Genomic DNA, 25,477 nt, shown 5'->3' with positions numbered 1-25,477 from the left:
CGAGTTATGAATTTGACTTACTGTCAGAGGTAAATAATTTAAATCTTTTTGATTTCTACCGAAATCAAATAATCCCGTTACTCTTGCATGTAATTTCCCTAAAACAAATATATTACTCATTAACATCTTCAACTTTAGTAGGTTCTTCAGTGGCTACTGGCGTTTCAACTTTAGCCGGTTCTTTAGCTTTTACTGGCTCTTCTACAGCTTCAACTTTTGCTAAGTCTTCAACAGCAACGGCTTGTTCAACTTGTTGCGACGCATCTACCGGTGTTTCTTCTGATTTAGCTTTAAGTTCTGCTTCGTATTCTGCAGCAGCTTGATCAGCAACTGGAATAAATGCAGGGGCTTCATCAGATTTAACTTCTGCTTCACCTTCAGGGCGACGACGACGTTGACCAGATGCACGAAGATGACGAGGAGAGCGACGTGAACGTGTACGTGTTTGCTCTTGTTCGTCTTCAGTAGTTGCTGTTTCATCGTTAGAATCAACAACATCAACTTTCTCTTCTTTAATGTGAGCTGTTTTTTCTGCCGGAGTTTGCTTTTGCTTTTCTACAGCAGGAGCTTGCTCTTGAACTTGTGGAGTTTCAGTTACAGCCGTTTGCTCAGGTGCTTGCTCTGTTGAGTTAGCTTGCTCAGCTTTTTCATCTTGCAGACGTACTTTTTTACGTATGTTACGACGTTGACGGCGAACTTTAGGCTTCTGTTCTTTAGGCTCTGCAGCTTGTGCTGGCTTAGAATCAGTTTCTACTTCCGCCTTTGCAGGGGCTTCAGTTTTAACTTGATCTTTTTCTTGGTTTTTATGCTCTGGGCGCTTACGAGAGTTAGGATTACGACGGCGCTTGTTGCGGTTCTCGCTTCTCTCTTGAGTCTCGGTGCTTGCTGCTGAGTCAGTTTTAGCTTCCTCTTCAGCGGCTGGACGCTCATTGCGCGGCTTGTTAGTGCGTGGGTTATTATTACGACGGCGTTGATTGTTATTACGACGACGATTATCGTTACCACGACGTGCATTATTGCGCGTTTCTTGCTGCTCTTTTTCTACAGCTTCTTTTTTCTCTTCTTCAGATTCACTTGCAAATAACGACTTAAACCAATTACCAATAGCAGCTAGTAAGCCACCTTCAGTTTTAGTTTGTGCTACCGCCGCAGGCTCTACGGCTTTAGCTGGCGCTGCTTGTGGAGCAGGAGTAGAAGGCATTACCACGCCTTTTAGCATCGGCTCTTCACGGACTGGCGTACTTGGAGATTTTGACATCTCGAATACTTCAGGCTCTGGTGCAACAACTTGTCCGTAACTTACAGTTTCAAGTGTTTCGTCTTTACGTAAGCGCATAACTTCATAATGTGGTGTTTCCATATGTTGATTTGGAATAATCACTACGTCACATTTATGATGTTTTTCAATGCGATGAACACTACGACGTTGCTCATTTAATAAATAAGCAGCAACAGCAACAGGCACTTGTGCATTTACTTGTGCTGTATTGTCTTTAATTGCTTCTTCTTCAATTAAGCGAAGAATTGAAAGTGCTATTGATTCGTTTGAACGAATAGTACCTTGGCCACTACAACGTGGACATGGGCCTTGGCTTGCTTCACCTAATGAAGGACGCAAACGCTGGCGCGACATTTCAAGCAAACCAAAGCGTGAGATTTTACCAATTTGAACGCGAGCACGGTCTGGGCGCGCTGCATCTTTTAAACGATTCTCTACTTCACGTTGATGGCGTGGAGGAGTCATATCAATAAAGTCGATTACAATTAAACCACCTAGGTCACGAAGACGTAATTGACGTGCAATTTCATCGGCCGCTTCTAAGTTTGTATTAAGTGCTGTCTCTTCAATATCGCCGCCTTTAGTTGCCTTAGACGAGTTGATATCAATAGATGTCAGTGCTTCAGTAGGGTCAATTACAATTGAACCACCAGAAGGAAGACGTACTTCACGCTGGAATGCAGACTCAATTTGGCTTTCAATTTGGTAATGTGTAAATAAAGGAGTGTCACCTTGATAAAGCTTAACACGGCTCATAAAGTCAGGACGAAAACGCTCAATGTGCGCTTTAGCTTCTTCAAAAACACGTGGTTTATCAATTAAAATTTCGCCAATGTCACGACGTAAATAGTCGCGTATTGCGCGGAAAATCACGTTGCTTTCTTGGTGAATCAAAAACGGTGCTTTAGCACTATCGGCTGCTTGTTTAATTGCATCCCAATGTACTAATAGTGCTTTTAAATCGTAGTTAAGTTCTTCAAATGATTTACCAACACCCGCTGTACGAACAATTAAGCCCATACCTTTAGGTAGTTCTAAACGACCTAATGCTTCTTTAAGTTCAGTTCGCTCGTCACCTTCAATACGACGAGAAATACCGCCAGCACGAGGGTTATTAGGCATAAGAACTAAATAGCTACCAGCAACACTGATAAAAGTAGTTAACGCTGCGCCTTTTTGGCCGCGCTCTTCTTTATCAACTTGTACTATTACTTCTTGACCTTCTTTTATTACGTCGCGAATGTTAGGGCGACCATGAAAAGTGTAACCTGCAGGGAAGTAAGTACGTGCAATTTCTTTTAAAGGAAGGAAACCATGGCGGTCAGCACCGTAATCAACAAATGCTGCTTCAAGAGATGGTTCAATGCGAGTGATTTTGCCTTTATAAATATTGGCTTTTTTCTGTTCGTGACCTGGGCTTTCGATATCTAAATCATAAAGGCGCTGGCCATCAACCAGTGCTACGCGCATTTCTTCTTGCTGCGTTGCATTGATTAGCATACGTTTCATATTGTTACTCTACTTAATTTATGTCGCTGACATGACGATGTTTTTCTCGCCTGTTCAGTTGTCCCTATTTTTAGAATGTGCAGCCTCACGACTGGGTCTTTAACGGAACGGCTCTGTATCTCGTATGCAGTATTTTAAATGCTGGCAAACAATAGCGATTATTACCGCTATTAAATTCTTAATGGTGCTAAAACTGTCGGCTTTTCAGCTACGTTTACAAGTTTTACCCAGAAGTCGGCCTGTCATATTAATCTTACTAAATATCATTCATATTAGGCGCGTAGGGCTCATTAAGTTGGTGAGCAATACATACTGATGTATCGCTAATATCCGTTTTAAGAGCAAAAATCGCTGCCGATGTTAATGAACGCTTATTTATTAGATTTTTTTAATTCTAAATAAGCTGCTGTACGGTACTACAATAATTGAGCTAGTGCTGAACGACGTTTTTTACGTCGTCACTATCAGACAAATTATCTGTTCATTGCTTTCTCTAGCACATTAAAAATCGCTTCATGTTCAAACTTAACCAGCAATATATTACGCGCATTGCCGTTAATTGATCGCACGTGTTAACTGAGGAGGCATAAAAGCTTTGGAAAACTTAACTCGGATCTGTATGATCGGCTACCCAGAATGTGCATCACGAATGTTTTAATGTGTTAAAAAGCACCGTTGTTATTTGCAAATACTAAATATTTGCGCTGCTGATTATCCCACTATTATTACAGTGTTAGCAACTAAATTATTTTACTTAAATTAGTGATTAGGCAATGTCAGAAAAAAACGACTTACAAGTAACTTATGTCACGATCAATGAAGACCATTTAGGTCAGCGTATTGATAACTTTCTTATTACCCATTTAAAAGGGGTGCCTAAAAGCGCTATTTATAAACTTTTGCGCAAAGGTGAGGTACGCGTTAATAAAAAGCGTATTAAGCCTGTATATAAACTACAGCTTGACGATGTACTGCGTATTGCACCTATTAGAGTTGCTGAGCGTGAAGAGTTTGTACCATCAAAGTTAGACAAAGTAACTCGCCTAGAAAACGATATTTTATTTGAAGATAAATACCTTATCGTCATAAATAAACCTTCAGGTATGGCTGTTCATGGTGGCAGTGGTTTAAGTTATGGTTTAATTGAAGCGCTGCGCGCGCTTCGCCCAGAAGAGCGCAATCTTGAGCTAGTACATAGGCTTGACCGTGATACATCGGGCTGTTTACTTATTGCAAAGCGCCGTTCGGTGTTAACAGCATTGCATGAACAGCTTCGTGAAAAAACCATGGAAAAAAATTACTGGGCACTTGTAGAAGGGCAGTGGGACTCTAAAACTAAAAACGTTACCGAAGGGCTGCGTAAAAATACCCTTAAATCGGGTGAACGCGTAGTACGTGTAGATAACACTGAGGGCAAGCCTTCGCATACGCGTTTTAAAGTACTTGAACGTTTTAACGATTGCTCACTTGTACAAGCATCACCTGTTACAGGACGTACGCACCAAATTCGTGTTCATACACAATGTAAAGGTCATCCTATCGCCTGCGATGATAAATACGGTGACCAGGGGTTTGATGAATCAATGCGTAAAGTTGGGTTAAACCGTTTATTCTTACATGCACACGATTTAAGTTTTTATCATCCTAAAAACGAAACAACGATGCGTATTGAAGCGCCCCTTGATAAAACGCTTAAAAATACATTACTAAAATTACGAGACGCAAAACAGTGATTGCAGTGACGCCGATTAAAAAATATAAGCTCGTCATTTTTGATTGGGATGGCACCGTTATGGATTCAGTCACTAAAATAGTTAACTGTATTCGTAGTAGTGCTGAGTCACTTAATTTAGTGGCGCCAAGTGATTTAGCAATTAAAAATATTATTGGTATGTCGCTTGAAAAAGCAATTGATGTTTTATTTCCCGATAATGTCGCGCAGCATCAAGCGCTAATTAAAGGGTATAAACACCAATATAGTGTTGATACCACGCCAACTCCTGTATTTGATAATGTTGTCAGCGTTTTAGGTGCCTTAAAAGAGCAGGGCATTGTTTTAGCGGTTGCAACAGGTAAAGGTCGAGATGGATTAGAGCGTTTGCTTGATCAAAGCCAACTTAGACATTTTTTTAGTGCAACACGTACAAGCGACGACGCACTGTCTAAGCCCTCTCCAAATATGCTGTATCAATTACTTGAAGAACTTGGCATAAGCGCTCAAGACGCTGTAATGATTGGTGACACTCAAATAGACATGACAATGGCAAAAGCTGCAGGCATGGATAGAATTGGCGTAACAATGGGTGTACATAACGCACAGCAGCTAAATAAGCTTAGCCCTGTTGCAACAGTAGATAATTATCTGCAATTGCAACAGGTTTTGCTTGGCTAATTTATTTAATTAGAACTTGTTTTGAGCGTTAAGCACATCAATACCAAACTCAGCCAGTAATTGGCTGAGTTTAATTAATGGTAATCCAATTAAGCTATTAGGATCGTCTCCGCTTAGTTTTTCAAATAAACAGATACCCAACCCTTCACTTTTAAAGCTGCCAGCACAGTTATAAGGCTGCTCTGCGTCGCAATAAGCACTAATTTGTGCATCACTTAGGGTTTTAAACGTCACATTAAAAGGTTCTACGCAGGTTTTTTTTGTTCCAGTTACAATATCGTAAACACAAAGCCCAGTTAAAAATGTTACAGTATTACCGCTAAATAAATTTAGTTGTTTTAGAGCATTTTGTTTATTGTGCGGTTTACCTAAAATTTGATTGTTAAACACAGCGACTTGGTCTGATCCAATTGCTAACCCTTTTTTAAAGTGTTTATTAGCTGCTGAGGCTTTTAACTCACTTAAACGCTTAACCAGTTCAGTAGGTGTTTCGCATTCAAGTGCTGATTCGTCAACGTCGGGTGAAAACGTATCAAAGGGTAAATTAAATTTTTGTAATAAAGACTGCCTAAAAGGCGAGCTTGACGCTAAAATGAGTGGAAGCTTCATGGACTGTTTTCCTACGATAATTCAGATTGAGTTAGGATAAATCAGATCCGAGAGTAAAACACGTTAAAAACCAAGTAAAAATGGTTTTTTACTTTGACTAACAAACTAACTATCTATATGATGCAGCCCCTATGCAAAAGGTGAAAATTCCCATCACTCTTCATCCAGGCAAAGCAGCGCAGCACCGTTTAAAGTATGACGGAATTGTACCGCTTGAAAAACTTACTCGTTTAGAGAAAGTTGTGCAGGAAGAAGTAGGTGAAATAGCGGTAAAAATACATTGCAAAAACGATGATCAAGGTTTCGCTGTGATTAGAGGCAATTTGTCCACACATGTTACTGTCATTTGTCAACGTTGTAATGGTGATTTAGGGTTGGATTTGGTTCAAGACTTTGCATATTCACCAGTAGGTGAAGATACAGAGTTAGATATTTTTCCTGAAGACTACGACGAAGTAGCACTTGATGAAAATGGTGAAGTTAACGTTTTTGATTTAATTGAAGACGAACTAATTTTAGCAATTCCATTAGTGGCTACCCACAACGAAGCTTCATGCAGTTATTCAGCAAAGCCTGCCAGCTTTGGTGTATTAAAGGCGGAAGATGATAAACCTAATCCATTTGATATTTTGAAACAACTTAAGAAAGATTCTTAGGAGAAGACTATGGCTGTACAAAAAAGCAAAAAGTCTCGTGCAAGACGCGGCATGCGCCGTTCACACGATGCGATCAGTGGTCCAACTTTAACTGTAGATCAAACATCTGGTGAGACTCATCGTCGTCACCATGTGACTGCAGATGGTTACTACAAAGGCGTTCAAGTAATTTCTAAATAAGAGATTACTTATATGCTGAAAGATCTAACCATAGCGTTAGATATGATGGGGGGCGATTACGGCCCCCGTTCATCTATTCCTGCTGCCGTTCATGCGGTAAACGCTCATGCCAATTTAAGTCTCATTTTATGTGGCAATGAAGACGTTATATCTAAAGAACTCGAATCCCTCGATTCTTTATCTCATCCAAGACTCATAATTCGTCACTGTAGTGAAATAGTCACTAACGCCTGCGAACCTGCAATTGCTGTACGTTCAAAAAAAGATTCATCTATGCGTGTTGCCCTTGATTTAGTTAAAGCGGGCGAAGCACAAGCGTGTGTTAGCTCAGGTAATACCGGCGCTTTATTTTTTATGGCTCACTATGTATTAAAAATGCTGCCAGGTGTTAAACGTGCCGCACTCATTTCATCTGTTCCTACAGAAAGCCAAAACCCAGTATATTTACTCGACTTAGGTGCTAATGTGCACTGCGATGCGCAAATGCTGTATCAGTTTGGGATTATGGGCTCTGTAGTTGCTGGCCAAGCACTTGGCTGCGATAACCCTCGCGTTAGCTTATTAAATATTGGCGCTGAGGACATTAAAGGCCACGACGATATTAAACAGGCTGCACAATTAATGCAGCAAAGCCCACATATTAATTACATTGGTTACAGCGAAGGAAGTGATATTTTTTCTGGCAAGGCTGATGTTATTGTATGCGAAGGGTTTGTGGGTAACGTGGCGCTCAAAACATGCGAAGGCATTGCCAAGCTTATTATGAATAAGTTTACAGCTGCGCTCGAAAAGCACCTTTTGTATAAATGTATGGCGTTTATATTGCGTCCAATAATAAAAAAACTCTATAAAAGGGTGAACCCCGACCAGTATAACGGTGCTTCTCTGGTAGGATTGCGCGGTATTGTCGTTAAAAGTCATGGAAATGCGTCAGCTAAAGCATTTCAAGCAGCAATTGATGAAGCGGTAAAAGAGGTTGAACGTCAACTTCCTGATAAAATAGCCGCTATTTTCGAAAAAACACATTCTAAAGACACGGCGGTTAATCAATAATTGATGTGCCGTGTATTTCATTATTTATTTGTTTAATTAAAAAGAGCAAAGTATGGCACAAAAAATTGCACTTCTATTCCCAGGTCAAGGCTCGCAAAGCGTTGGTATGTTAAAAGAGCTACTAGAGAGTTCTGACATTGTTAAAGCAACATTTGCAGAAGCATCAGATGCACTGGGTTACGACTTAGCAGAGCTAGTTCTTAATGGCCCAGAAGAAAAATTAAATCAAACTCATCGTACACAACCTGCATTATTAACTGCAAGTGTTGCTATTTACCGTGATTGGCTTGCAGCAAACCCAGATGCAGACGTTGTTATGGCGGGGCACAGCTTAGGTGAATATTCAGCACTAGTATGTAGCGACGTACTAAGCTTGAGCGAAGCTGTTAAGCTTGTTGAAAACCGAGGTTTATACATGCAAGAAGCTGTACCTGCAGGCGTAGGTTCAATGGCTGCGATTATTGGCTTAGGCGATGAAGAAATAAAAGCGGCATGTGCTGCCTCAGCGCAAGGTGAGGTTGTATCTCCAGTTAACTACAATTCTCCTGGTCAAGTTGTTATTGCAGGGCATAAAGCGGCAGTAGATAGAGCATCACAAGCATGTAAAGATGCTGGTGCTAAACGCGCATTACCACTTTCGGTTAGCGTACCTTCACATTGTGAACTAATGAAGCCAGCTGCTGATAAGCTAGCGGTAGACTTGGCCGCTTTAACATTTAATACACCTAAGTGTGATGTAATTAATAATGTTGATGTAAAAGCTGAATCGACCGCTGATGCAATTAAAGATGCACTAGTACGTCAACTATACAGCCCAGTTCGCTGGACAGAAACAGTACAAGCCTTGGTTGCACAAGATGTAACGCAAAGCTACGAATTTGGTCCTGGTAAAGTATTAACAGGACTTGCTAAACGAATTGATAAAGCAATGGTTTGTGGCTCAGTAAACGATGCCGCTTCAATCGCTGCTGCTAAATAAGAGTATATAAAATGTCTAATTTATTTTCTTTAGAGGGCAAAATTGTCCTAATTACTGGCGCTAGCCGTGGTATTGGTAAAGCAATTGCAACAACATTAGTTGCGCAAGGTGCAAAAGTAGCAGGCACTGCTACAAGCGAGTCAGGCGCTGCTAAAATCAGCGAGTACTTAGGTGACAATGGTAAAGGTTATGCATTAAACGTAACGGATCCTGCATCTATTGAAGCGACACTTGCCGCAATAAAAGCTGATTTTGGCGATATTGACGTACTTGTTAATAACGCAGGTATCACACGTGACAACCTATTAATGCGTATGAAAGAGACTGAATGGGACGATATAATCGACACTAACTTAAGCTCGATTTTCCGTTTATCTAAAGCGGTACTTCGTCCAATGATGAAGAAAAAGAAAGGTCGTATTATCAATATTGGCTCAGTAGTGGGCACTATGGGTAATGCAGGACAAGCTAACTATGCAGCGGCTAAAGCAGGCGTCATTGGTTTTTCTAAGTCACTTGCACGCGAAGTGGCATCACGTGGTATTACAGTAAACGTAGTGGCACCTGGTTTTATTCAAACTGATATGACTGATGATTTAACTGATGAGCAAAAAGCAGCAACACTTGCAAATGTTCCAGCAGGGCGTTTAGGCCAACCAGACGAAATTGCAGCTGCGGTATGTTATTTAGCATCTGACGCTGCTGCGTACGTATCAGGTGAAACTTTGCATGTAAATGGCGCGATGTACATGGTTTAATAACCATTGTACCCACATTGTTACCTAATAAAGTTAAGTAAGTTACCTCAAAAACATTGAATTATTTGTGAACTTGCTTTAAACATACTTGAAATCGCTGCGAAAATAAGCGATAAAAGACAAAACACACACTCAGAGGTTTGACCAGACAATTATTTATGGTCAAATCATTGAATCAGAGAATTATGCCGCGTAAACTACGCGGCAATCTGAAAATAACGCATCGGCGTTTTTAATAAAGGAAAGAAGAATGAGCGATATCCAAGAACGCGTAAAGAAAATTATCATTGAACAACTAGGTGTTAAAGAAGAAGAAGTTAAAAATGAATCTTCTTTCGTAGATGACCTAGGTGCAGATTCTCTTGATACTGTTGAACTAGTAATGGCTCTTGAAGAAGAGTTTGATACTGAGATCCCAGATGAAGAAGCTGAGAAGATCACTACAGTACAAACTGCTATCGATTACGTAACAGCACACGCTGAGTAATTAATCGCACGTTAAAGGCAGCATCCGCTGCCTTTAATTTTTTATATCCAAACCACCTCAAAGTTCGTGATTCAAAACTTAAGCCTCAATGCTCAATTTTAGCTAAAAATTAATTTTGATTGTGTTATGCGTTTTTAATCTATTTTGGGACTAGCACTTTGAGGTAGCTTGGGTATGATCATCCCCTTGTAAATATCCCTTATTGGAGGCAAACCGTGGCTAAACGTCGAGTCGTCGTAACTGGCTTAGGAATGTTGACGCCGCTAGGTAATGATGTTCAATCAACCTGGCAAGGCTTATTAGATGGCAAAAGTGGCATTCAAACAATAACCCACTTTGATACATCAAAATTTGGTACTAAATTCGCTGGTTTAATAAATGACTTTGATGCAACTGCATACATGTCAGCGAAAGATACTAAAAAAATGGACTTGTTTATTCAGTACGGCATTGCAGCGGGTGTTCAAGCCTTTAAAGATTCAGGCCTTGAAATTACTGAGCAAAACGCAACACGTATAGGTGTAGCTGTGGGCTCTGGTATTGGTGGCTTAACGCTTATCGAAGAAAACCACATTAAGTTATTAAATAGTGGTCCGCGCAAGTTATCGCCATTTTATGTGCCGTCTACCATTATTAATATGATCTCAGGTCACTTATCAATGATGCATGGACTTCGTGGTCCAAATATTTCAATTGTAACTGCCTGTACTACTGGTTTGCATAATATTGGCCATGCCGCGCGCATGATTGCCTACGGTGATGCAGATGCAATGGTTGCTGGCGGTGCAGAAAAAGCCTGTACCCCAATTGGTATGGGTGGCTTTAATGCTGCACGTGCACTTTCAACCCGCAATGACGACCCACAAGCGGCTTCTCGCCCTTGGGATAAAGACCGCGATGGCTTTGTGCTTTCTGACGGTGCAGGTGTTGTTGTAGTTGAAGAGTACGAACATGCAAAAGCGCGTGGCGCTAAAATTTATGCTGAGCTAGTAGGCTTTGGTATGAGCGGCGATGCGTACCACATGACATCACCACCAGAAGATGGAGCCGGTGCTGCCCTTGCAATGCAAAACGCACTAAATGATGCGCAAGTAAACGCTGAGCAAATTGGTTACATTAACGCACACGGTACATCTACAAATGCAGGCGACAAAGCAGAAACTGCCGCTGTTAAATCTATTTTTGGTAATGCAGCTAAAGATGTAATGGTAGGCTCGTCTAAATCGATGATGGGTCACTTGTTAGGTGCTGCAGGCTCGGTTGAATCGATTATTTCGATTTTATCACTGACAGATCAAAAAGTGTCGCCAACTATCAACCTTGATAACCCAGACGAAGGGTGTGACTTAGATTATATTGCTCACACTGCACGTGATGCAAAGTTAGACTTTGCACTGTGTAACTCGTTCGGTTTTGGTGGTACTAATGGCTCGTTGCTATTTAAAAAGGTATAATCTTTTTTAACAACGAATCAAATTATAAGAGCTCAGTTGTTTAACTGGGCTTTTTTTATATGCCAAATAAAATGCAAACAATAATAGCAGTAGATCAAAACAGCACTTTAAGCACGCGTGACAGAGGCTTAAATTACGGTGACGGCTTTTTTACAACGGCTAAAGTTGTTAATGGGCAAGTACAGTATTGGGCTCATCATAAAGCGCGTTTGATTGAATGCGGACAGCGTTTGGGTTTTCCTGAGCTAGATTTTAATCGCCTTGAAAACCAAATTGCTTTGCATATAAAAGCTGCACCACTCAACGTGCTTAAAATACTTGTAACGCGAGGCGAAGGCGGACGTGGTTATGGGCTGCCAAGTGAGTGTAATATTACTATTTTATTGAGCATATTAGATTACCCTAGTAATTACGAAGCGCTTGTTAAAAAGGGTGTAAATCTCGAAATAAGCCCAATTAAATTAGCAGCACAGCCTTATTTAGCGGGTCTTAAAACACTAAACCGGCTAGAGCAAGTACTAGTTAAAAAAGCAATGCAAACGCAAAACTGCGACGATGTGTTAGTGCTTGATTACAATAACAATGTAATTGAAGCTTCTGCAGCTAATATTTTTGCGATTGAAAATAAGCGTGTGTTTACGCCATTGCTTGATGAGTGCGGAATAAAGGGCGTTTATCTGCAATCGTTATGTGATAAATTGCCTGTTGAATTTAAACGCGTGAAAGTAGAAGACTTAACCCAAGCAGACGCCGTATTTGTGTGTAATAGCTTAATGGGAGCAGTACCTGTAAAACGTATTGAGCAACAGGTATTTAATACAGACGACAGCCACGCATTACTAACTAAATTATTAGCCAAGGAGGCTGAGTGTTAAAAGTTATTTTATCGGTACTTTTTTTAGCTGTTATAACCACTGCTGTTGGTTACCAGCAATTACAAGCAACAATAAATAGCTCGTTAAAGGTAGCACAAAACACACAATTTGAAGTTAAGCATGGCACTGGCTTTAATAAGTTATGCCAACAATGGCAAGCTAAAAACTGGGTAGAAAGTTGTTGGCGTTATCAGGTAATTGCCAAATTAGATCCCACACTTACCGACTTAAAAGCGGGGCTTTACGAGCTAACAGCCGATAGCGTTATTAACAACGTAAAAAAAATTAACCAAGGTCAGCAAATTAGTTTTAGTTTTACCATAATTGAAGGTCAAAACTTACGTGAAGTACTAAGTGCTATTAAAAAAGCTGATAATTTACAAAACGATTTAAAAATTGACGAACTAAGTACTCAAATACTGGGTAATGACACGCACTTAGAAGGCTGGTTATTCCCCGACACTTACCATTATCATAATAACGATACTGCAAGCAGTGTATTAAAACGTGCAGCACAAAAAATGCAGCAAACATTAGATGATGCTTGGCAGCAGCGCGCCGCTAATTTACCCTATAAAACAGCATACGAAGCACTAATAATGGCTTCAATCATTGAAAAAGAAACAGGCCTTGCCAGCGAGCGTCCGTTAATTGCATCAGCGTTTGTTAACCGATTAAACACTAATATGCGCCTACAAACCGATCCTACCGTAATATACGGGCTAGGCGCTGACTTTGATGGTGATATTAAACGTAAAGATTTGCGCGATTATACGCCTTACAATACGTATCGTATTAATGGCTTACCGCCAACACCGATTGCTATGCCATCTAAAGCCGCTATTTTAGCTGCAGTTAATCCGCCGCAAAGTGAATACGTTTACTTTGTATCAAAAGGCGATGGTAGCCACCAATTTTCAACCACGTTAAAGCAGCATAACGCGGCAGTTAAAACGTATATATTAAATAAAAAGAATTAAGTTTTTATGAAATCAAAATTTATAGTAATAGAAGGGCTAGAAGGCGCGGGTAAATCAACCGCTATTTCGTTATGCCAAGACTTTTTAAACAAACAAAAAATAGACTTTATTAATGTCCGCGAACCTGGCGGCACGCCACTGGCTGAATCGCTTCGTACGCTTGTAAAAGCAGAGCATGAAGAAGAAATCGCCTTTGAAACCGAGTTGCTTATTATGTACGCAGCACGCTCGCAGCTAATGCACAATGTTATTACTCCAGCGCTTGATAAAGGCCAATGGGTACTTGCCGATCGTCATGATTTATCGTCACAGGCGTATCAAGGTGGTGGGCGTGGTATTAGCTCAAATACATTAGCTTCGCTTTCTTCAATGGTATTAAAGGGCTTAAAGCCTGATTTAACTATTTACCTTGATATTGACCCAGTGATAGGCCTTGAACGTGCAAAAGGACGTGGCGAGCTAGACCGAATTGAACAAGAAGCCATTGAGTTTTTTCAGCGTACACGTATGCGTTATGTTGAACTTGCTAACGACGACAACACCATTAAAACGGTCGATGCAAACCAAAGTATTGATAAAGTACATCGCGATATAACCAATGTACTGCATTCATTTTTTGAAGGCCTAAAATAATATGCCATTGCCTTGGCTACATGATACTCAAGCACGTTTAGCGAAAAGTTATCGCGCAGAGCGTTTTCATCATGCGCAATTATTTTGTGGGCCTGTTGGCGTAGGTAAGTTTGAGTTAAGTGATGAGCTTGGGAATGCTTTGCTATGCCAAAATATAGCTACGCAGGTAGCTGCGCAAAACAGTATGCTAAAACCTTGCGGACAGTGTAAAAGTTGTTTACTTAACCTGGCTGGCACTCACCCCGACAAGCGTTTAACGCAAGTTGATGGGCAAAGTATTGGTGTAGATGATATTCGTGGTATTAGTGATTTTATGAATCACTCTGCAGCGCAAAATGGCAATAAAGTCGCGATAATCGAAAATTGCGAAAAAATGACCACAGCAGCAGCTAACGCATTATTAAAAACACTTGAAGAGCCAACTAATAGCCGCTTTTTAATATTAACCACAAGCCAACCAGAACAGCTCCCTGCAACTATTTTAAGTCGATGCGCTAAAAGTGACGTAAAAATAACTAATACAGCACTTGCTCAGCAATGGCTAGAGACATTAGATATTCCTAACTATAGTTGGTTAGCACTTTTTTATAACCAACCGCTGCAAGTAAAGCATTGGCAACAGCAAGACCAGCTAAAAAATATTGATACACTGTATAAGTTTGCAACTGAGTTTAAACAAAGTCATAATTTTAAAGCGTTAGTCGATATAATAAATAAACAGCCTGAACTTGTTCGTATATTTACTTTGTTTTTAAGCGTGCAACTAAAGCAGCAATTACTGCAAGGCATGAGTTTTGACGCTTATCAAAGTGCGCAAAATGCATTAGGCGAGTTTTTACAAAATAACACACAAGTACTTGGCCTTAATTTACCGCTTGCTGTATCACGATTAGCATACACATTGCGAAATTCTTAAAAGGATTAATCATGCAAGAACTACTAGTAGACATAGACGATTTAGACGAGTTATACCGTTGTTATATGCCTTACTTAAAAAAAGGTGGCTTATTTGTACGTACTAATATGCGTTACGAAGCAGGGCATTCATTAGCGCTTAGAGTCACTTTGCCCGATGCCTTAGAAGATGACGTAGTGACAGGTAAAGTGTCGTGGATCACGCCACAAGGTGCACAAAGCTCTAATCCTCCAGGTATTGGTATTAGTTTTTTAGATGATAAAACAAACCTAAACGCTAAAATCGAAAAGCTGCTTGGGACTATGTTAAACTCAGGCGATCAAACATATACCATGTAGTTATAGGGTCGTTTTTTCATTGAGATTAACGCCGCCCTATATTGGGTTCTTTTAATTGTTAACATAATAAATTAAACGAACAAATTTAAACCCTGAACATAATACAGGCCTTATAGTGATTGTAGATTCTCATTGCCATTTAGACCGTCTTGATTTTGATAAACTAGACTTAAACCTTGACCAAGTTCTTGATAAAGCGCGTGCAAAGCAAATAGAGCACTTTTTATGTGTAAGCGTAACGCTTGATCAGTTTCCAAGCATGCTTGATAAAATTAAGCATTACGACGATGTTTCAGCCTCATGTGGTGTACATCCACTTGATCAAAAAGACGCCCTTAATAAACAGCAACTAATCGACTTAGCTTCACACGACAAAGTCGTTGCTATTGGTGAAACGGGTCTTGATTACTACTATTCAAAAGATACCCACGCAGTGCAGCAAGCAAGCTTTGTTGGGCATATTGAAGTGGCTAACGAATTACAAAAGCCGTTAATTATTCATACTCGTGATGCCCGCAGCGATACCATTAATTTAATGCGTGAGCACAAGGCCGAAAACTGCGGTGGTGTATTACATTGCTTTACCGAAGATTGGGATATGGCAAAAAAAGCCATAGATATGGGTTTTTATATTTCTATTTCGGGCATTGTTACCTTTAAAAATGCTATTGAGCTAAAAGAAGTAGTAAAGCAAATACCGCTAGATAGATTACTAATAGAAACCGACTCGCCTTATTTAGCACCGGTACCGTATCGTGGGCAAACAAATCAGCCAGCGTACGTAGAAGATGTTGCTTATTACATTAGCGAACTTAAAGGCATTAGCTTTAATGAACTTGCTAAAGCGACTACCGAAAACTTTTATTCTTTATTTAAATTAGCAGCTAAAGGCTAAATACATGATTACTCACACGGCAAACCTTCCTATTTTACTAATGGGGCCAATGGTGCGCCGTGCAGAGCAAACTGGAGTTTGTATTCAGTTTGCTACCTCCAAGCCTGCAAACTGTCAAATAAACTTATTAAATGTTGAGTGTTATAGCGATCAACATACTGTTTCTTTGGGCGAACATTTATACCTGCATTTCGTTATTATAAAGCCAATAGACAACAAACTCCCTCTAGATAGCTTATTAAGCTATGAGCTTGTAATTGACGACACAGCAATCGATTTATCGCCTTGGTGCTATAGCAATCAAACAACGCCTGCATTTGTAATCCCCGATAAACTGAGTGATATTTTGCATGGCTCATGCCGTAATGCACATCACCCAGCAAAAGACAGCTTAGTGTCTGCAAGTCACTGGCAAAATACTCAGCGCGGTAATAATAATCAAGGCGCACAATTGCTATTACTGAGCGGTGACCAAGTTTATGCCGATGACGTAGCAGGCCCCATGTTATTAGCTATTCATCAGTTAATTAAAGCGTTAGGTATCTATAAAGAGCAACCACTTGCCATTGAGCTACCGGATGATATAAATGAGCAACTTTATAATCGCCATTTGTTTTTACCAAAAACGCCTTGGCAAAAACGCTCAAAGTTAGGTGTTGGTTACTGGCTAAAAAAAGACGAACCTCACTTTTCAAGTGTAAAAGCCTACAATCACCTTATCCATTTTGAAGAATACATTGCACTTTATTTATTAAATTTTAGTGCTGCTGCTTGGCAATGCGTTGATATACAAAACACAACGTATTCAGGTCAAAACAAGCAAAACAAAACTATTTTTGACGCTGAAAAAACAGCACTGATTGATTATGCAAAAGGATTAAGTGAAGTAGAGCGTTTGTTTGCCAATGTATCGACATTAATGATGTTTGACGATCACGATGTAACCGATGATTGGAATCTCACCGCTGGGTGGGAGCAAGCTATAAATGAAAACCCAAGTAGTAAGCGAATCATTAATAACGGCTTAATTAGTTATTGGCTTTTTCAGGGAATGGGGAACGATGCACTAAATAAAACAGGCGAGTTACTTACACCTTTTAAGCAAAGCCGTACTTCTAATAATTTATGGCAGTTTAAAGCATTTGATAAGCCACTAAACGATTTTAGTTTTTGGCATTACGAATTAACTACAACCCCAAAAGTAGTGGTGCTAGATACACGTACGCACCGTTGGCGAAATGAGCAAAACTTTAACGAGCCTTCAGGCCTACTTGATTGGGAGCGTTTAACAGAGCTTGAAGAAAGCCTACTAAGCCACGATCAGGTTATTATTGTATCGCCAGCCCCTGTATTTGGTGTTAAATCAATAGAAGCCATTCAAGCCATGTTTAACATATGCGGCCAACCGCTCATGGTTGACGTAGAAAACTGGATGGCGCACGAAGGCTCAGCCAAAAAGCTACTCGATACCTTTAGACGTACTGACACCCCAAACGAAACCCTTATTTTATCGGGAGACGTACATTACTCATTTTGCTTTTCGGTGCAAAAGCGTTTTGGCGATCATCCCAATCGAATTTGGCAACTTACCGCCAGCGGTATTAAAAACGAGTTCCCGCGTAAATTAATAAACATACTCGATAAACTAGATTCAATTCTATACGGCCCAAAAAGCCCTTTAAACTTTTTTACCAAACGCTGGCACATGGAAGTAGATAAACACCAAACCATAGGTAAAGGGCAAAAATACTTAGTAAGCGACTCCGCTATTAGTTTAATAACACTAGAGCAGGGGAATTTAGCCCGATATCAACTTATACACGGTGAAGGACATTTAACTGAGTTTGATTTAGAAGAACAGTAATTCTTAATCAATAATTAAATAAATTAAAGATCTATTTGCACAAAGAGAAACGAAAGAGGAGTAAATGAGAAAACATAATGCTATTCAGGATATATTTTCGGTTTTATTACTTCCTCCAAAAGCGCAGCGCCTCATACCCTCTTAGTGAAAAAGTTACTAATTAAATGCGCTGCTGTTACAGTAAAAACCAGCTAAAGATCTATTTTCACAAAGAGAAGCGAAAGAGGAGTAAATGAGAAAGCAGAATGCCATTCAGGGTATATTTTTGGTTTTATTACTTCCTCTAAAAGCGTAGCGCCTCTTAACCTCTTAGTGAAAAAATCACTAATTACAGGCGCTGCTGTTACAAAGCAATGCTTAAAATTATTCAATTTATTTAAAAACCAGCTAAAGATCTATTTGCACAAAGAGAAGCGAAAGAGGAGTAAATGAGAAAAAATAATGCTATTCAGAGTATAGTTTCTGCTTTATTACTTCCTCTAAAAGCGTAGCGCCTCTTAACCTCTTAGTGAATAAATCTCTTATTAAAGGCTTTGCTTGTCACGCTAACAAGTTAACCGTAAATTTAACCTTGACGGTAGAGGCTGAACTTGCTCGCGTGAGAAGCGCAGCTTCTAACCACTCTATATTAGGTAATTACTTGGCTTTGTATTTAACCATGCTCTTTTCGGCTTCGTTTAGACGCAGGTAACTTACTACTCAATATTGCCAAGCATAAAATAGTCATAAACAACATTGAGTTTGCACCAGCTTGTAAAGAGTAATCTACCAACGAATGCAGCAGCATATCTATAATTGCAATGGCACAGCCAAAAGCAACGCCCTGAAACAGCGCTGTTTTACGCTTTCGCATAGTCGCTATACATAGCCATAAACAATAAAGTATAAGTGAGCCCAGTGCGGCTGTAGTGGGTATACCCAGCTCTACTGCAAACTGTACGTAATCGTTATGGGCATTATCGTAATAACCAGAATAAGGCTCAGACTGATACGCCGGAAACGCAGTATAAAATGTACCACCACCAGAGCCCAATAAAGGTTTATCTAAAATGAGCGGTATTGAATCACGTACAACTTCGTCGCGGGTTTCTGATGAAATACTGGTTTCGCTTATACGCTGTTTAACTTTTTCTACATCGAATATAGCGCCGATAATAATTAAATCGATTATAAAAAAACTAACTATAAGTAGTTTAAACGCTTTAGGTTTTTGCCTGTAAATAAAAAACGCGAGTAAGCTAACAACCATTAATGCAATAAAAAATGCCGAGTTACCCATACGGCTACGCGTTAAAATTAACGCAACAATAATAATAATTAACGAAATACGTAAAATTATTTTCGAGCTTAGAAGTATTTCGGCCCAAGCCCTAAACGTTTGTTTTAATGTTTGTTTGTAATCGCTATTAGAGCGTTTTAATTCGCTAACTAAAACACCAATACCCAAACATAAGCATAAAGCTAAAAAGTTAGCCAAAAAATTAGAGTAAGTAAATGTACCAATAGCACGGTCGGTATGCTTATAACCAAATAGTGGGCTAATAATATCAGGCGATAAATTTAAATAAGTAGCATATAAAGCCTGAAACACACCAGCACTTATAATTGCATATATTAAATTTTTAATACGCTTTTCAGTATTACAATAAATAAATAATAGCCAACAAAATAAAATCATAAAACTTGTTTTAATAAGCATTTGTTTAGTTTGAAACGGGTCAACACTTACGGTAAATATTTGTACTGCGCATACGCCCGCAACTATACCGAGTACAGTAAATAAGGGCCAAGAATATAACGGAGGGTATAAATGGTGCTTGTTATTAATACTGCTGAAAACTAAATGGATGAAAAAGGTAGCACTAATTAATATCCCCATTGCTAAAATTGCCCAAGGGCGGTAACTACCTAATGGTAAGGGCAGCAAAAATAAAATTGCACAGAGTAAAAAAAATATAAAACGATTCACAGGGTTCTCTAAACTAAGAGCCTAAAAGAAGGACTAAAAAAATAAGCCATATAAAGTAAAACGCAGCCAAAAGGCTGCGTTTTAATTATTTTATTAACGGTTAGTTACCGACTTCAGATATACCTGCATCACCACCTGTGCCGCCTGCACCTTGCGGTACTGCAGTTGTTGGTAAAGTAACAATTACCGGAGCAGCAGGAGCTGGTGCGCCACCTGGGCCAGCTGCTGTTGCTTCAGAGGCAACAGTGGCATCAACGCCAGCTGTAATAGCAGCAAGTGTAACAGTATCGCTGTCAACGCCAGCAGCTACAAGTGCAGCTAAAAAATCAGCAATAAGTGGGCTATCGGCTCCAATTGCGTCTACAACTACAGTCATCATAGAATCAACTTGAGCAGCAGTACAATTTGTACAAACGCCGTTAATAGCAGCTACTAAGTCGGCCTTTAGCTGATCTGGAGCTGTTTCAGCAGTTGCGCTATTTAAAACGTTGACTAAATTAGTCATGCCTTCAGTTTGTACTACTGCATCAGTATCCGTTTGTGCATAACTTGGTAAAACTGTAAGTGAAGATGCACCTGCTATTAAGCCGGCTAATATAAATGATTTCATCTCTTGTCCCTTGGTAGAGTATTAATTACAAAATTTTAGCGCATCGGTGCAAAAAGTAAACTCTTTATTTACGCCATTATCACTAGTTTTTATTATTTTGGTTGGCGGCATTATTAAATTACCCTGCACGCCATCGCAACCTAAACTTTCAAGTACCTTTAAAGTTTCAGGTTTTTCAATCAAACAAGCTAAAACTTTAATACCAAAGCCATGACAAATATTATTAACTGTTTGAATAAAAAATTGGCTTTGAGTGTTATCTAATAAGTCTTGAATATAGCTACCATCTATTTTTATATATTCAATGTCTAACCCTTGTAAGTATCTAAACGAGGTTAAACTAGTACCAAAGTGTTCAACACACACATTTATGCCAATATCTTTTATTGTATCTATATGTAAAGAGGCAACATGTACGTTGTAAAGTAAGCTAATTTCATGCAATTCAAAAATCAAGTTTGTTTTAATAATTGGTTTAGTGTGTGCATAAAGAGTAAGCCATTCAATAAAGTCAGTTGAATACAACGAAGCCTTACTAATATTTAACGCAAATGTATCGTCTGGGTGTTGCTCTTTAACGTTTACAAAGTTGCGAATTATTTTTTTGTCTAACTCTTCGGTTAAGTTAAGCTTTTCGGCCATAGCAAACAAATGGCCATTATTAACCTTTTCGCCTTCATGCGTAAAATGAGCAAACACTTCAAAGTAGCACTGCTTGTTTTGTGAGTTAGTGCGTTTAACTGGCTGCACCGAAAAACTAACTTCACCAGTAGCAATAATTGACTGAATAAGCGAACGCCACTCTTTAACACTAAACAAAGTATCTTTATCTACTTTATTTACAGCCGAATCGCCAATGGTGCAGCCGGTATCAAGGGCTGAAAGTACACCCCCGATAGATGAGCCTTTATCAACATTTACTAATGCTAAGTTAGCAAAACCATTCACGTGTAAGCTGTTTTTCTTTTTACTAAAAGCATCATTTATATCGAGGCGCGTTCTATTTAAAAATTGCATATCTAATGGGACTAAAGCAATAAAAGTACTACCGTTAAGTCTAAATATTTTAGAATTAGTTAAAGCACCAAACACATTTTGCAAAGTAACGCTTACATCATGTACGTGCTCGTCACCATCTTGGTAACTTACAGTTTGGTTAATATTAGCAAGTGAGGGGAGAGTAACCATCATGGCAGTGATTGGAGTGTCGCTAGTAATGGTGTCAACCACTGAGTTAAAGTGGTTCTCAAACGAACGGCGGTTACCCAGCCCTGTAAGTGAGTCTACATATACTTCATCGGTAAGTGTTTGTGTTTGCTTTGTTAAAGAGTCAAAGGTGCTTTGAAGGTTCATTACCATATTATTAATGGCTGTAGTTACAGTACGTAGCTCGCGTGCAACTGGTATTTCGTCGTTTAATGTAAAGCGTTTACGTGTAACCAAGTGTGCTTGGTTTTCTACTGCTTTTAAAGGTTTAAACACCGCACGTAGTATTAAATATGCTACTGCAAGCGACGCTACCAATAATAATAAAGAACCATAAAAGCTGCGTTTAGTATGTTCCCATAGCGTTAAATACGATTGCCCAACATGGCTTGTTACTTCAAGCACTCCAGCCATAATCCAGCCATTGTTTAATTCTGATTGCATAGTAGGGGCTTCAAGCATTACTGCTGTAATAAACCAATTAGGTACAGATTCAACGCGTTTTGGGCTTGTTAGGTCAAAAACTATTTTATTCTCGGCGTTAGTAAATTTTATTTGTTTGTAATAGCCGGAGTCGAAAATAGCGGTTGCCATGGTTTGGGCAATCATTAAACTGTCTTCTTCAAGGTAAGGCGATATAGAAAGCCCTAAGCTTGTTGCTGTATCTTGCGCGTGGCTACCCATTTGCGTTTGTAAGTATTGGCGAGTGGTATCAACGTCAGTAATTACGCGTACAAAAAAAGAAAGTACCGAAATCAATATAATAAGGCCATATACTTGGGTTTTTAAACTTAATCCATTTTTAAAAAGTCGAGACATAACTCGGTGTTCCTTTATCACTTTTGGCGGGCGCAAGCTCACCTTGTTCAATTCGCTCTAACATGGTGTTCCAGGCAGAAACACCACGGCTATTTTTTACTTTATTACCTAACCCTTTTGATTTGGCTAACCATAAACCTTGGCCATTAAAACTATAGATAGGTGTTAAGTCAGGGCGCTTATTAGCGGGTAGTAGTTTAGTGTTAAAATTGCCTAAAACAAAGGGGATTTGATCAGGAGTTTCAATATAAATAAGTACCATATGAGGTTGATTAACTGTTTTTTGACGTACATACATTAAACGTACTTTATCTTCGGGTACGCCCAGTGCTATTAACGTAAAGTATTTGGCAATTACGTAGTCTTCACAATCACCCATACCAACGCCTAAACTCTCAAGTGGGGTGGCCCAATAATCTTTTTGGTGCCAAAGCTCATCATCGGTTTTGTATTTAATGTGTTTATTAAAAAAGTCATTCACTAAATGGATTTTTTGCCATTCACTTTTATCAGTTGACTCATCTATAAAACTTAGCCAATTTTTTATACGTTTATGCCCTTCATCACCATACTGTTTTTGAGCGCGCGCAATTATATCGCTATTGCGTAAATACAAAAGCGTATTTTGTGCGCATACAAAAAAAGACACTAATAATAAAATGTAAAACCCTAAACGCACAAATGTTCCTTAAGTCTGTGTCCCCTGATAACAAAACAAGCCTAGTATAGTATTGGTAGCTTTAAAAGGGTAGGCCATCAAAAAGTATTAGGCACTATGTTAGTGCAATGCAGTTTACTTTTGGTGCAACATAAAATTAACAAAAAAACAATCAAAAAGTACTCTTTAATTATTGAGTGCATTATTGTGTTGTGTATAATAGCAAGCTCACACGGCATGTGAAACGCTCGAAAAGGAATTTTAGCTTTGCAGTTCCTTTTTTTGTTGTTTAACAAAAATAATGAAAGGAATTAAAGTGAAAGTTTTAAAAGCAGTATTACCTGTAGCTGGCCTTGGTACGCGTATGTTGCCAGCCACAAAAGCCATCCCTAAAGAAATGCTTCCTCTGGTAGATAAACCTTTAATTCAATACGTAGTTAACGAAGCTGTAGCAGCTGGCATTAAAGAAATCGTGCTTGTTACACATGCTTCAAAAAACTCAATTGAAAACCACTTTGATACAAGCTTTGAGCTAGAAGCCACACTAGAGGCACGCGTAAAACGTAGCCTGCTAGAAGAGGTTCGCTCAATAGTGCCAAAAGATGTAACCGTAATTTCGGTTCGCCAATCGGCACCACTAGGCTTAGGCCATGCTGTTTTAGCAGCGCGCCCAATTGTTGGTAATAACCCATTTGCAGTAATGTTACCTGACGTAATTATTGATAAATATAAATCAAATTCAAAAACTGACAATTTAAGCCAAATGATCGACCGATTCGACAAAACGGGCTACAACCAAGTTATGGTAGAGCCCGTACCGCAAGACCAAGTGCATCAGTATGGTGTGGTTGATTTAGCCGGTAAAAAAATAAATGCCGGCGAAAATGCTGCAATTAAAAACATGGTCGAAAAACCAAATAACGATGAAGCACCGAGTAATTTAGCTATTACAGGGCGTTATGTTGTATCTACAGCAATTTGGGATTTACTTGAATACACACCACCTGGGGCAGGCGGTGAAATACAACTTACTGATGCCTTATTACAATTGCGCCACCTAGAAACGCTTGAAGCCTACCACCTAAAAGGGAAGTCGCATGATTGTGGTTCTAAATTAGGTTATATGCTTGCCAATGTTGAATATGCTATGCAGTCAAGTCATATGGGTGAAGAATTTACAAGGTTAGCTAAGAACTTAATGTTATAAAATAGCCTAGTTAATGTATTTTTTTGAATAAAAGTATTTAGGGATGAAAGTGCAGGGAAACAAAGTTCAAAGTCTGGAGACGTTGAGAGGATTGGCATGTTTTTTACTTGTGCTTAACCACTTAGTAGGTATGCCTGTTGTTGCAGGCTTAAGACTTCCTGAAGGAAATATCTATTTTTTGTTTAATACAATGCTTGAGAATTTCAGGATGCCTTTATTTGCTTTTTTAAGCGGTATAATATTTTCCTTTAGGGGGATTAAACCAAGTCAATTTAATATACTTATGAAGGGTAAGTTTTTTCGCCTTTTAGTTCCATTAATTATACTCGGACCTCTTTATTTAATTATTCAAGCTAATGCATCTGTGGCAAATCAAACAGTAGAGGTTAATAGTTATTTATATTACATCTCTGTTTTCTGGGAGTCTAAATTTCACTTTTGGTTTCTACAAGCAATGTTTTTAATATTTTTTCTGTATGGGGCAATATCATTTTTGCAGCTAACATTAAAAACAACGTATTTATTACTATTTGTAATAGGAACTGTGTTGTCTATGTTTTTGCCGGAAGACATTACTTTTTTCTCTTTATCAGGCTTCTTCTTTCTACTTCCATATTTCGCCCTGGGTACATTATTAGCTTCGCACGAAACACACAACGAGAAAGTTAACCTAGCTTTAATCGGAGGGTTAACTTTTGTATTTATTTGCTTATTAGTATTTAAGTATTTACGTATTCAAGAAGGTAATAACTTCGGTAGGATCAGTATATTTGGTTTACTTGTTGGTTTTTTTGGGTGTTCATTATTTTACTTCAGTAAGATTAAAGTTAAAGCTCTTGCTTTTATAGGTGGTTTTTCATTCACTATATATTTGTACCACCTATATTTTCTAGTTTTGTCACGCGTCATTCTAAATTACATTGGGGTAGATAATACTTTATTTAATGTTTTAACCGGCTTAGTATTTGGTTTGGTTGGACCTATGCTGCTGAACTCCATTCTGAAAAAGCATTCTTTGATGTCCATGCTCTTTTTAGGTGAAAAGAGAAGGCGTAATACTATACCTGGTTAATTTTACATTAATTTAATTTCAAGTTTTAGATATGAAGCGATTATACTTCTTATTTTTATGGTTGATTAATATATAAAGG

Annotated in this window: 24 protein-coding genes; 18 read left to right on the top strand and 6 right to left on the bottom strand. The window is 39.0% G+C overall.

Going from position 1 to position 25,477, the window contains the following annotated elements; all coding sequences use genetic code 11:
* Nucleotides 1-112 precede the first annotated feature (112 nt).
* Nucleotides 113-2,788 (bottom strand): ribonuclease E, encoded by a 2,676-nt coding sequence (gene rne / locus H5089_RS02355; protein ID WP_259396030.1) that lies wholly within the window; start codon nucleotides 2,786-2,788, stop codon nucleotides 113-115.
* Between the two features lie 773 nt (nucleotides 2,789-3,561).
* On the opposite strand from rne, the gene rluC reads away from it, so the two are divergent.
* Both rluC and H5089_RS02345 read left to right on the top strand, forming a co-directional pair.
* Nucleotides 3,562-4,521 (top strand): 23S rRNA pseudouridine(955/2504/2580) synthase RluC, encoded by a 960-nt coding sequence (rluC, locus tag H5089_RS02350; RefSeq protein ID WP_024596136.1) that lies wholly within the window; start codon nucleotides 3,562-3,564, stop codon nucleotides 4,519-4,521.
* Nucleotides 4,518-5,180: an HAD-IA family hydrolase gene (locus H5089_RS02345; protein WP_182711387.1), complete on the top strand. Its 663-nt coding sequence runs from the start codon at nucleotides 4,518-4,520 to the stop codon at nucleotides 5,178-5,180. The genes rluC and H5089_RS02345 overlap by 4 nt, the downstream gene beginning before the upstream one ends.
* 9 nt (nucleotides 5,181-5,189) lie before the next feature.
* Here H5089_RS02345 and H5089_RS02340 read toward each other — a convergent pair whose 3' ends face one another.
* The gene (locus H5089_RS02340; RefSeq protein ID WP_182711386.1) at nucleotides 5,190-5,789 is read right to left on the bottom strand and encodes a nucleoside triphosphate pyrophosphatase; all 600 of its coding nucleotides are present in this window, start codon (nucleotides 5,787-5,789) and stop codon (nucleotides 5,190-5,192) included.
* A gap of 131 nt (nucleotides 5,790-5,920) precedes the next feature.
* Between H5089_RS02340 and yceD the strand changes: the two genes are divergently transcribed.
* The 14 genes from yceD (at nucleotide 5,921) to H5089_RS02270 (ending at nucleotide 17,857) form a co-directional block, all read left to right on the top strand.
* Nucleotides 5,921-6,445 carry a 23S rRNA accumulation protein YceD gene (gene yceD, locus H5089_RS02335; RefSeq protein ID WP_007375269.1) on the top strand — a complete coding sequence of 175 codons (525 nt, stop codon included), beginning with the start codon at nucleotides 5,921-5,923 and terminating at the stop codon, nucleotides 6,443-6,445.
* 9 nt (nucleotides 6,446-6,454) lie between these two features.
* Nucleotides 6,455-6,625 carry a 50S ribosomal protein L32 gene (gene rpmF, locus H5089_RS02330; RefSeq protein WP_002962381.1) on the top strand — a complete coding sequence of 57 codons (171 nt, stop codon included), beginning with the start codon at nucleotides 6,455-6,457 and terminating at the stop codon, nucleotides 6,623-6,625.
* Between the two features lie 12 nt (nucleotides 6,626-6,637).
* Entirely contained in the window at nucleotides 6,638-7,678 is a 1,041-nt protein-coding gene (gene plsX, locus H5089_RS02325; protein ID WP_182711385.1) for a phosphate acyltransferase PlsX, read from the top strand.
* A gap of 52 nt (nucleotides 7,679-7,730) precedes the next feature.
* On the top strand, nucleotides 7,731-8,657 hold the full coding sequence (fabD, locus tag H5089_RS02320; RefSeq protein ID WP_182711384.1) for an ACP S-malonyltransferase: 927 nt from the start codon (nucleotides 7,731-7,733) through the stop codon (nucleotides 8,655-8,657).
* 11 nt (nucleotides 8,658-8,668) lie between these two features.
* On the top strand, nucleotides 8,669-9,415 hold the full coding sequence (gene fabG / locus H5089_RS02315) for a 3-oxoacyl-ACP reductase FabG (RefSeq protein WP_002962378.1): 747 nt from the start codon (nucleotides 8,669-8,671) through the stop codon (nucleotides 9,413-9,415).
* Nucleotides 9,416-9,665: 250 nt separating this feature from the next.
* Nucleotides 9,666-9,902, top strand: a complete 237-nt coding sequence (gene acpP / locus H5089_RS02310; RefSeq protein WP_002962377.1) for an acyl carrier protein — start codon at nucleotides 9,666-9,668, stop codon at nucleotides 9,900-9,902.
* Nucleotides 9,903-10,117: 215 nt separating this feature from the next.
* Nucleotides 10,118-11,356, top strand: a complete 1,239-nt coding sequence (gene fabF, locus H5089_RS02305; RefSeq protein WP_002962376.1) for a beta-ketoacyl-ACP synthase II — start codon at nucleotides 10,118-10,120, stop codon at nucleotides 11,354-11,356.
* Nucleotides 11,357-11,415: 59 nt separating this feature from the next.
* The gene (gene pabC, locus H5089_RS02300) at nucleotides 11,416-12,231 is read left to right on the top strand and encodes an aminodeoxychorismate lyase (RefSeq protein ID WP_182672284.1); all 816 of its coding nucleotides are present in this window, start codon (nucleotides 11,416-11,418) and stop codon (nucleotides 12,229-12,231) included.
* Nucleotides 12,225-13,211: an endolytic transglycosylase MltG gene (mltG, locus tag H5089_RS02295; protein WP_182711383.1), complete on the top strand. Its 987-nt coding sequence runs from the start codon at nucleotides 12,225-12,227 to the stop codon at nucleotides 13,209-13,211. The genes pabC and mltG overlap by 7 nt, the downstream gene beginning before the upstream one ends.
* Before the next feature lie 6 nt (nucleotides 13,212-13,217).
* Nucleotides 13,218-13,844, top strand: a complete 627-nt coding sequence (gene tmk, locus H5089_RS02290) for a dTMP kinase (protein WP_007585737.1) — start codon at nucleotides 13,218-13,220, stop codon at nucleotides 13,842-13,844.
* Nucleotide 13,845: 1 nt separating this feature from the next.
* Nucleotides 13,846-14,760 (top strand): DNA polymerase III subunit delta', encoded by a 915-nt coding sequence (locus H5089_RS02285; protein WP_182711382.1) that lies wholly within the window; start codon nucleotides 13,846-13,848, stop codon nucleotides 14,758-14,760.
* Nucleotides 14,761-14,771: 11 nt separating this feature from the next.
* A complete protein-coding gene (locus H5089_RS02280; RefSeq protein WP_002962367.1) occupies nucleotides 14,772-15,098 on the top strand; it encodes a PilZ domain-containing protein in 327 nt (108 codons plus the stop codon).
* Between the two features lie 115 nt (nucleotides 15,099-15,213).
* The gene (locus H5089_RS02275) at nucleotides 15,214-15,993 is read left to right on the top strand and encodes a TatD family hydrolase (protein ID WP_024594691.1); all 780 of its coding nucleotides are present in this window, start codon (nucleotides 15,214-15,216) and stop codon (nucleotides 15,991-15,993) included.
* A gap of 4 nt (nucleotides 15,994-15,997) precedes the next feature.
* Nucleotides 15,998-17,857 (top strand): alkaline phosphatase D family protein, encoded by a 1,860-nt coding sequence (locus tag H5089_RS02270; RefSeq protein WP_182711381.1) that lies wholly within the window; start codon nucleotides 15,998-16,000, stop codon nucleotides 17,855-17,857.
* Nucleotides 17,858-18,509: 652 nt separating this feature from the next.
* Here the strand turns inward: H5089_RS02270 and H5089_RS02265 are convergent.
* From H5089_RS02265 to H5089_RS02250, 4 genes are all read right to left on the bottom strand, one after another.
* The gene (locus H5089_RS02265) at nucleotides 18,510-19,826 is read right to left on the bottom strand and encodes an O-antigen ligase (protein ID WP_182711380.1); all 1,317 of its coding nucleotides are present in this window, start codon (nucleotides 19,824-19,826) and stop codon (nucleotides 18,510-18,512) included.
* 100 nt (nucleotides 19,827-19,926) lie between these two features.
* On the bottom strand, nucleotides 19,927-20,436 hold the full coding sequence (locus H5089_RS02260) for a hypothetical protein (RefSeq protein WP_182711379.1): 510 nt from the start codon (nucleotides 20,434-20,436) through the stop codon (nucleotides 19,927-19,929).
* A 21-nt stretch (nucleotides 20,437-20,457) separates the two neighbouring features.
* Nucleotides 20,458-22,461, bottom strand: a complete 2,004-nt coding sequence (locus H5089_RS02255) for an EAL domain-containing protein (protein WP_182711378.1) — start codon at nucleotides 22,459-22,461, stop codon at nucleotides 20,458-20,460.
* Nucleotides 22,445-23,140, bottom strand: a complete 696-nt coding sequence (locus H5089_RS02250) for a transglutaminase-like cysteine peptidase (RefSeq protein ID WP_182711377.1) — start codon at nucleotides 23,138-23,140, stop codon at nucleotides 22,445-22,447. Before H5089_RS02250 ends, H5089_RS02255 begins: the two co-directional genes overlap by 17 nt.
* 295 nt (nucleotides 23,141-23,435) lie before the next feature.
* Between H5089_RS02250 and galU the strand changes: the two genes are divergently transcribed.
* The gene (gene galU, locus H5089_RS02245; protein ID WP_182711376.1) at nucleotides 23,436-24,326 is read left to right on the top strand and encodes a UTP--glucose-1-phosphate uridylyltransferase GalU; all 891 of its coding nucleotides are present in this window, start codon (nucleotides 23,436-23,438) and stop codon (nucleotides 24,324-24,326) included.
* A 49-nt stretch (nucleotides 24,327-24,375) separates the two neighbouring features.
* Entirely contained in the window at nucleotides 24,376-25,398 is a 1,023-nt protein-coding gene (locus H5089_RS02240; RefSeq protein ID WP_182711375.1) for an acyltransferase, read from the top strand.
* Nucleotides 25,399-25,477: the final 79 nt, after the last annotated feature.

It is taken from the genome of Pseudoalteromonas sp. SR45-1, from assembly GCF_014163655.1.
Classification (GTDB): Bacteria; Pseudomonadota; Gammaproteobacteria; order Enterobacterales; family Alteromonadaceae; genus Pseudoalteromonas; species Pseudoalteromonas distincta.
The sequence above is the reverse complement of the archived record's forward strand: the minus strand, read 5'-3'. Positions and strand labels throughout refer to the sequence as shown.

Bases quoted from the DNA above. Each gene is read 5' to 3' on its own strand.
- rne (WP_259396030.1), bottom strand. From the start codon at position 2,788: ATGAAACGTATGCTAATCAATGCAACGCAGCAAGAAGAAATGCGCGTA.
- rluC (WP_024596136.1), top strand. From the start codon at position 3,562: ATGTCAGAAAAAAACGACTTACAAGTAACTTATGTCACGATCAATGAA.
- H5089_RS02340 (WP_182711386.1), bottom strand. From the start codon at position 5,789: ATGAAGCTTCCACTCATTTTAGCGTCAAGCTCGCCTTTTAGGCAGTCT.
- yceD (WP_007375269.1), top strand. From the start codon at position 5,921: ATGCAAAAGGTGAAAATTCCCATCACTCTTCATCCAGGCAAAGCAGCG.
- rpmF (WP_002962381.1), top strand. From the start codon at position 6,455: ATGGCTGTACAAAAAAGCAAAAAGTCTCGTGCAAGACGCGGCATGCGC.
- plsX (WP_182711385.1), top strand. From the start codon at position 6,638: ATGCTGAAAGATCTAACCATAGCGTTAGATATGATGGGGGGCGATTAC.
- fabD (WP_182711384.1), top strand. From the start codon at position 7,731: ATGGCACAAAAAATTGCACTTCTATTCCCAGGTCAAGGCTCGCAAAGC.
- fabG (WP_002962378.1), top strand. From the start codon at position 8,669: ATGTCTAATTTATTTTCTTTAGAGGGCAAAATTGTCCTAATTACTGGC.
- acpP (WP_002962377.1), top strand. From the start codon at position 9,666: ATGAGCGATATCCAAGAACGCGTAAAGAAAATTATCATTGAACAACTA.
- pabC (WP_182672284.1), top strand. From the start codon at position 11,416: ATGCCAAATAAAATGCAAACAATAATAGCAGTAGATCAAAACAGCACT.
- tmk (WP_007585737.1), top strand. From the start codon at position 13,218: ATGAAATCAAAATTTATAGTAATAGAAGGGCTAGAAGGCGCGGGTAAA.
- H5089_RS02285 (WP_182711382.1), top strand. From the start codon at position 13,846: ATGCCATTGCCTTGGCTACATGATACTCAAGCACGTTTAGCGAAAAGT.
- H5089_RS02280 (WP_002962367.1), top strand. From the start codon at position 14,772: ATGCAAGAACTACTAGTAGACATAGACGATTTAGACGAGTTATACCGT.
- H5089_RS02270 (WP_182711381.1), top strand. From the start codon at position 15,998: ATGATTACTCACACGGCAAACCTTCCTATTTTACTAATGGGGCCAATG.
- H5089_RS02260 (WP_182711379.1), bottom strand. From the start codon at position 20,436: ATGAAATCATTTATATTAGCCGGCTTAATAGCAGGTGCATCTTCACTT.
- H5089_RS02255 (WP_182711378.1), bottom strand. From the start codon at position 22,461: ATGTCTCGACTTTTTAAAAATGGATTAAGTTTAAAAACCCAAGTATAT.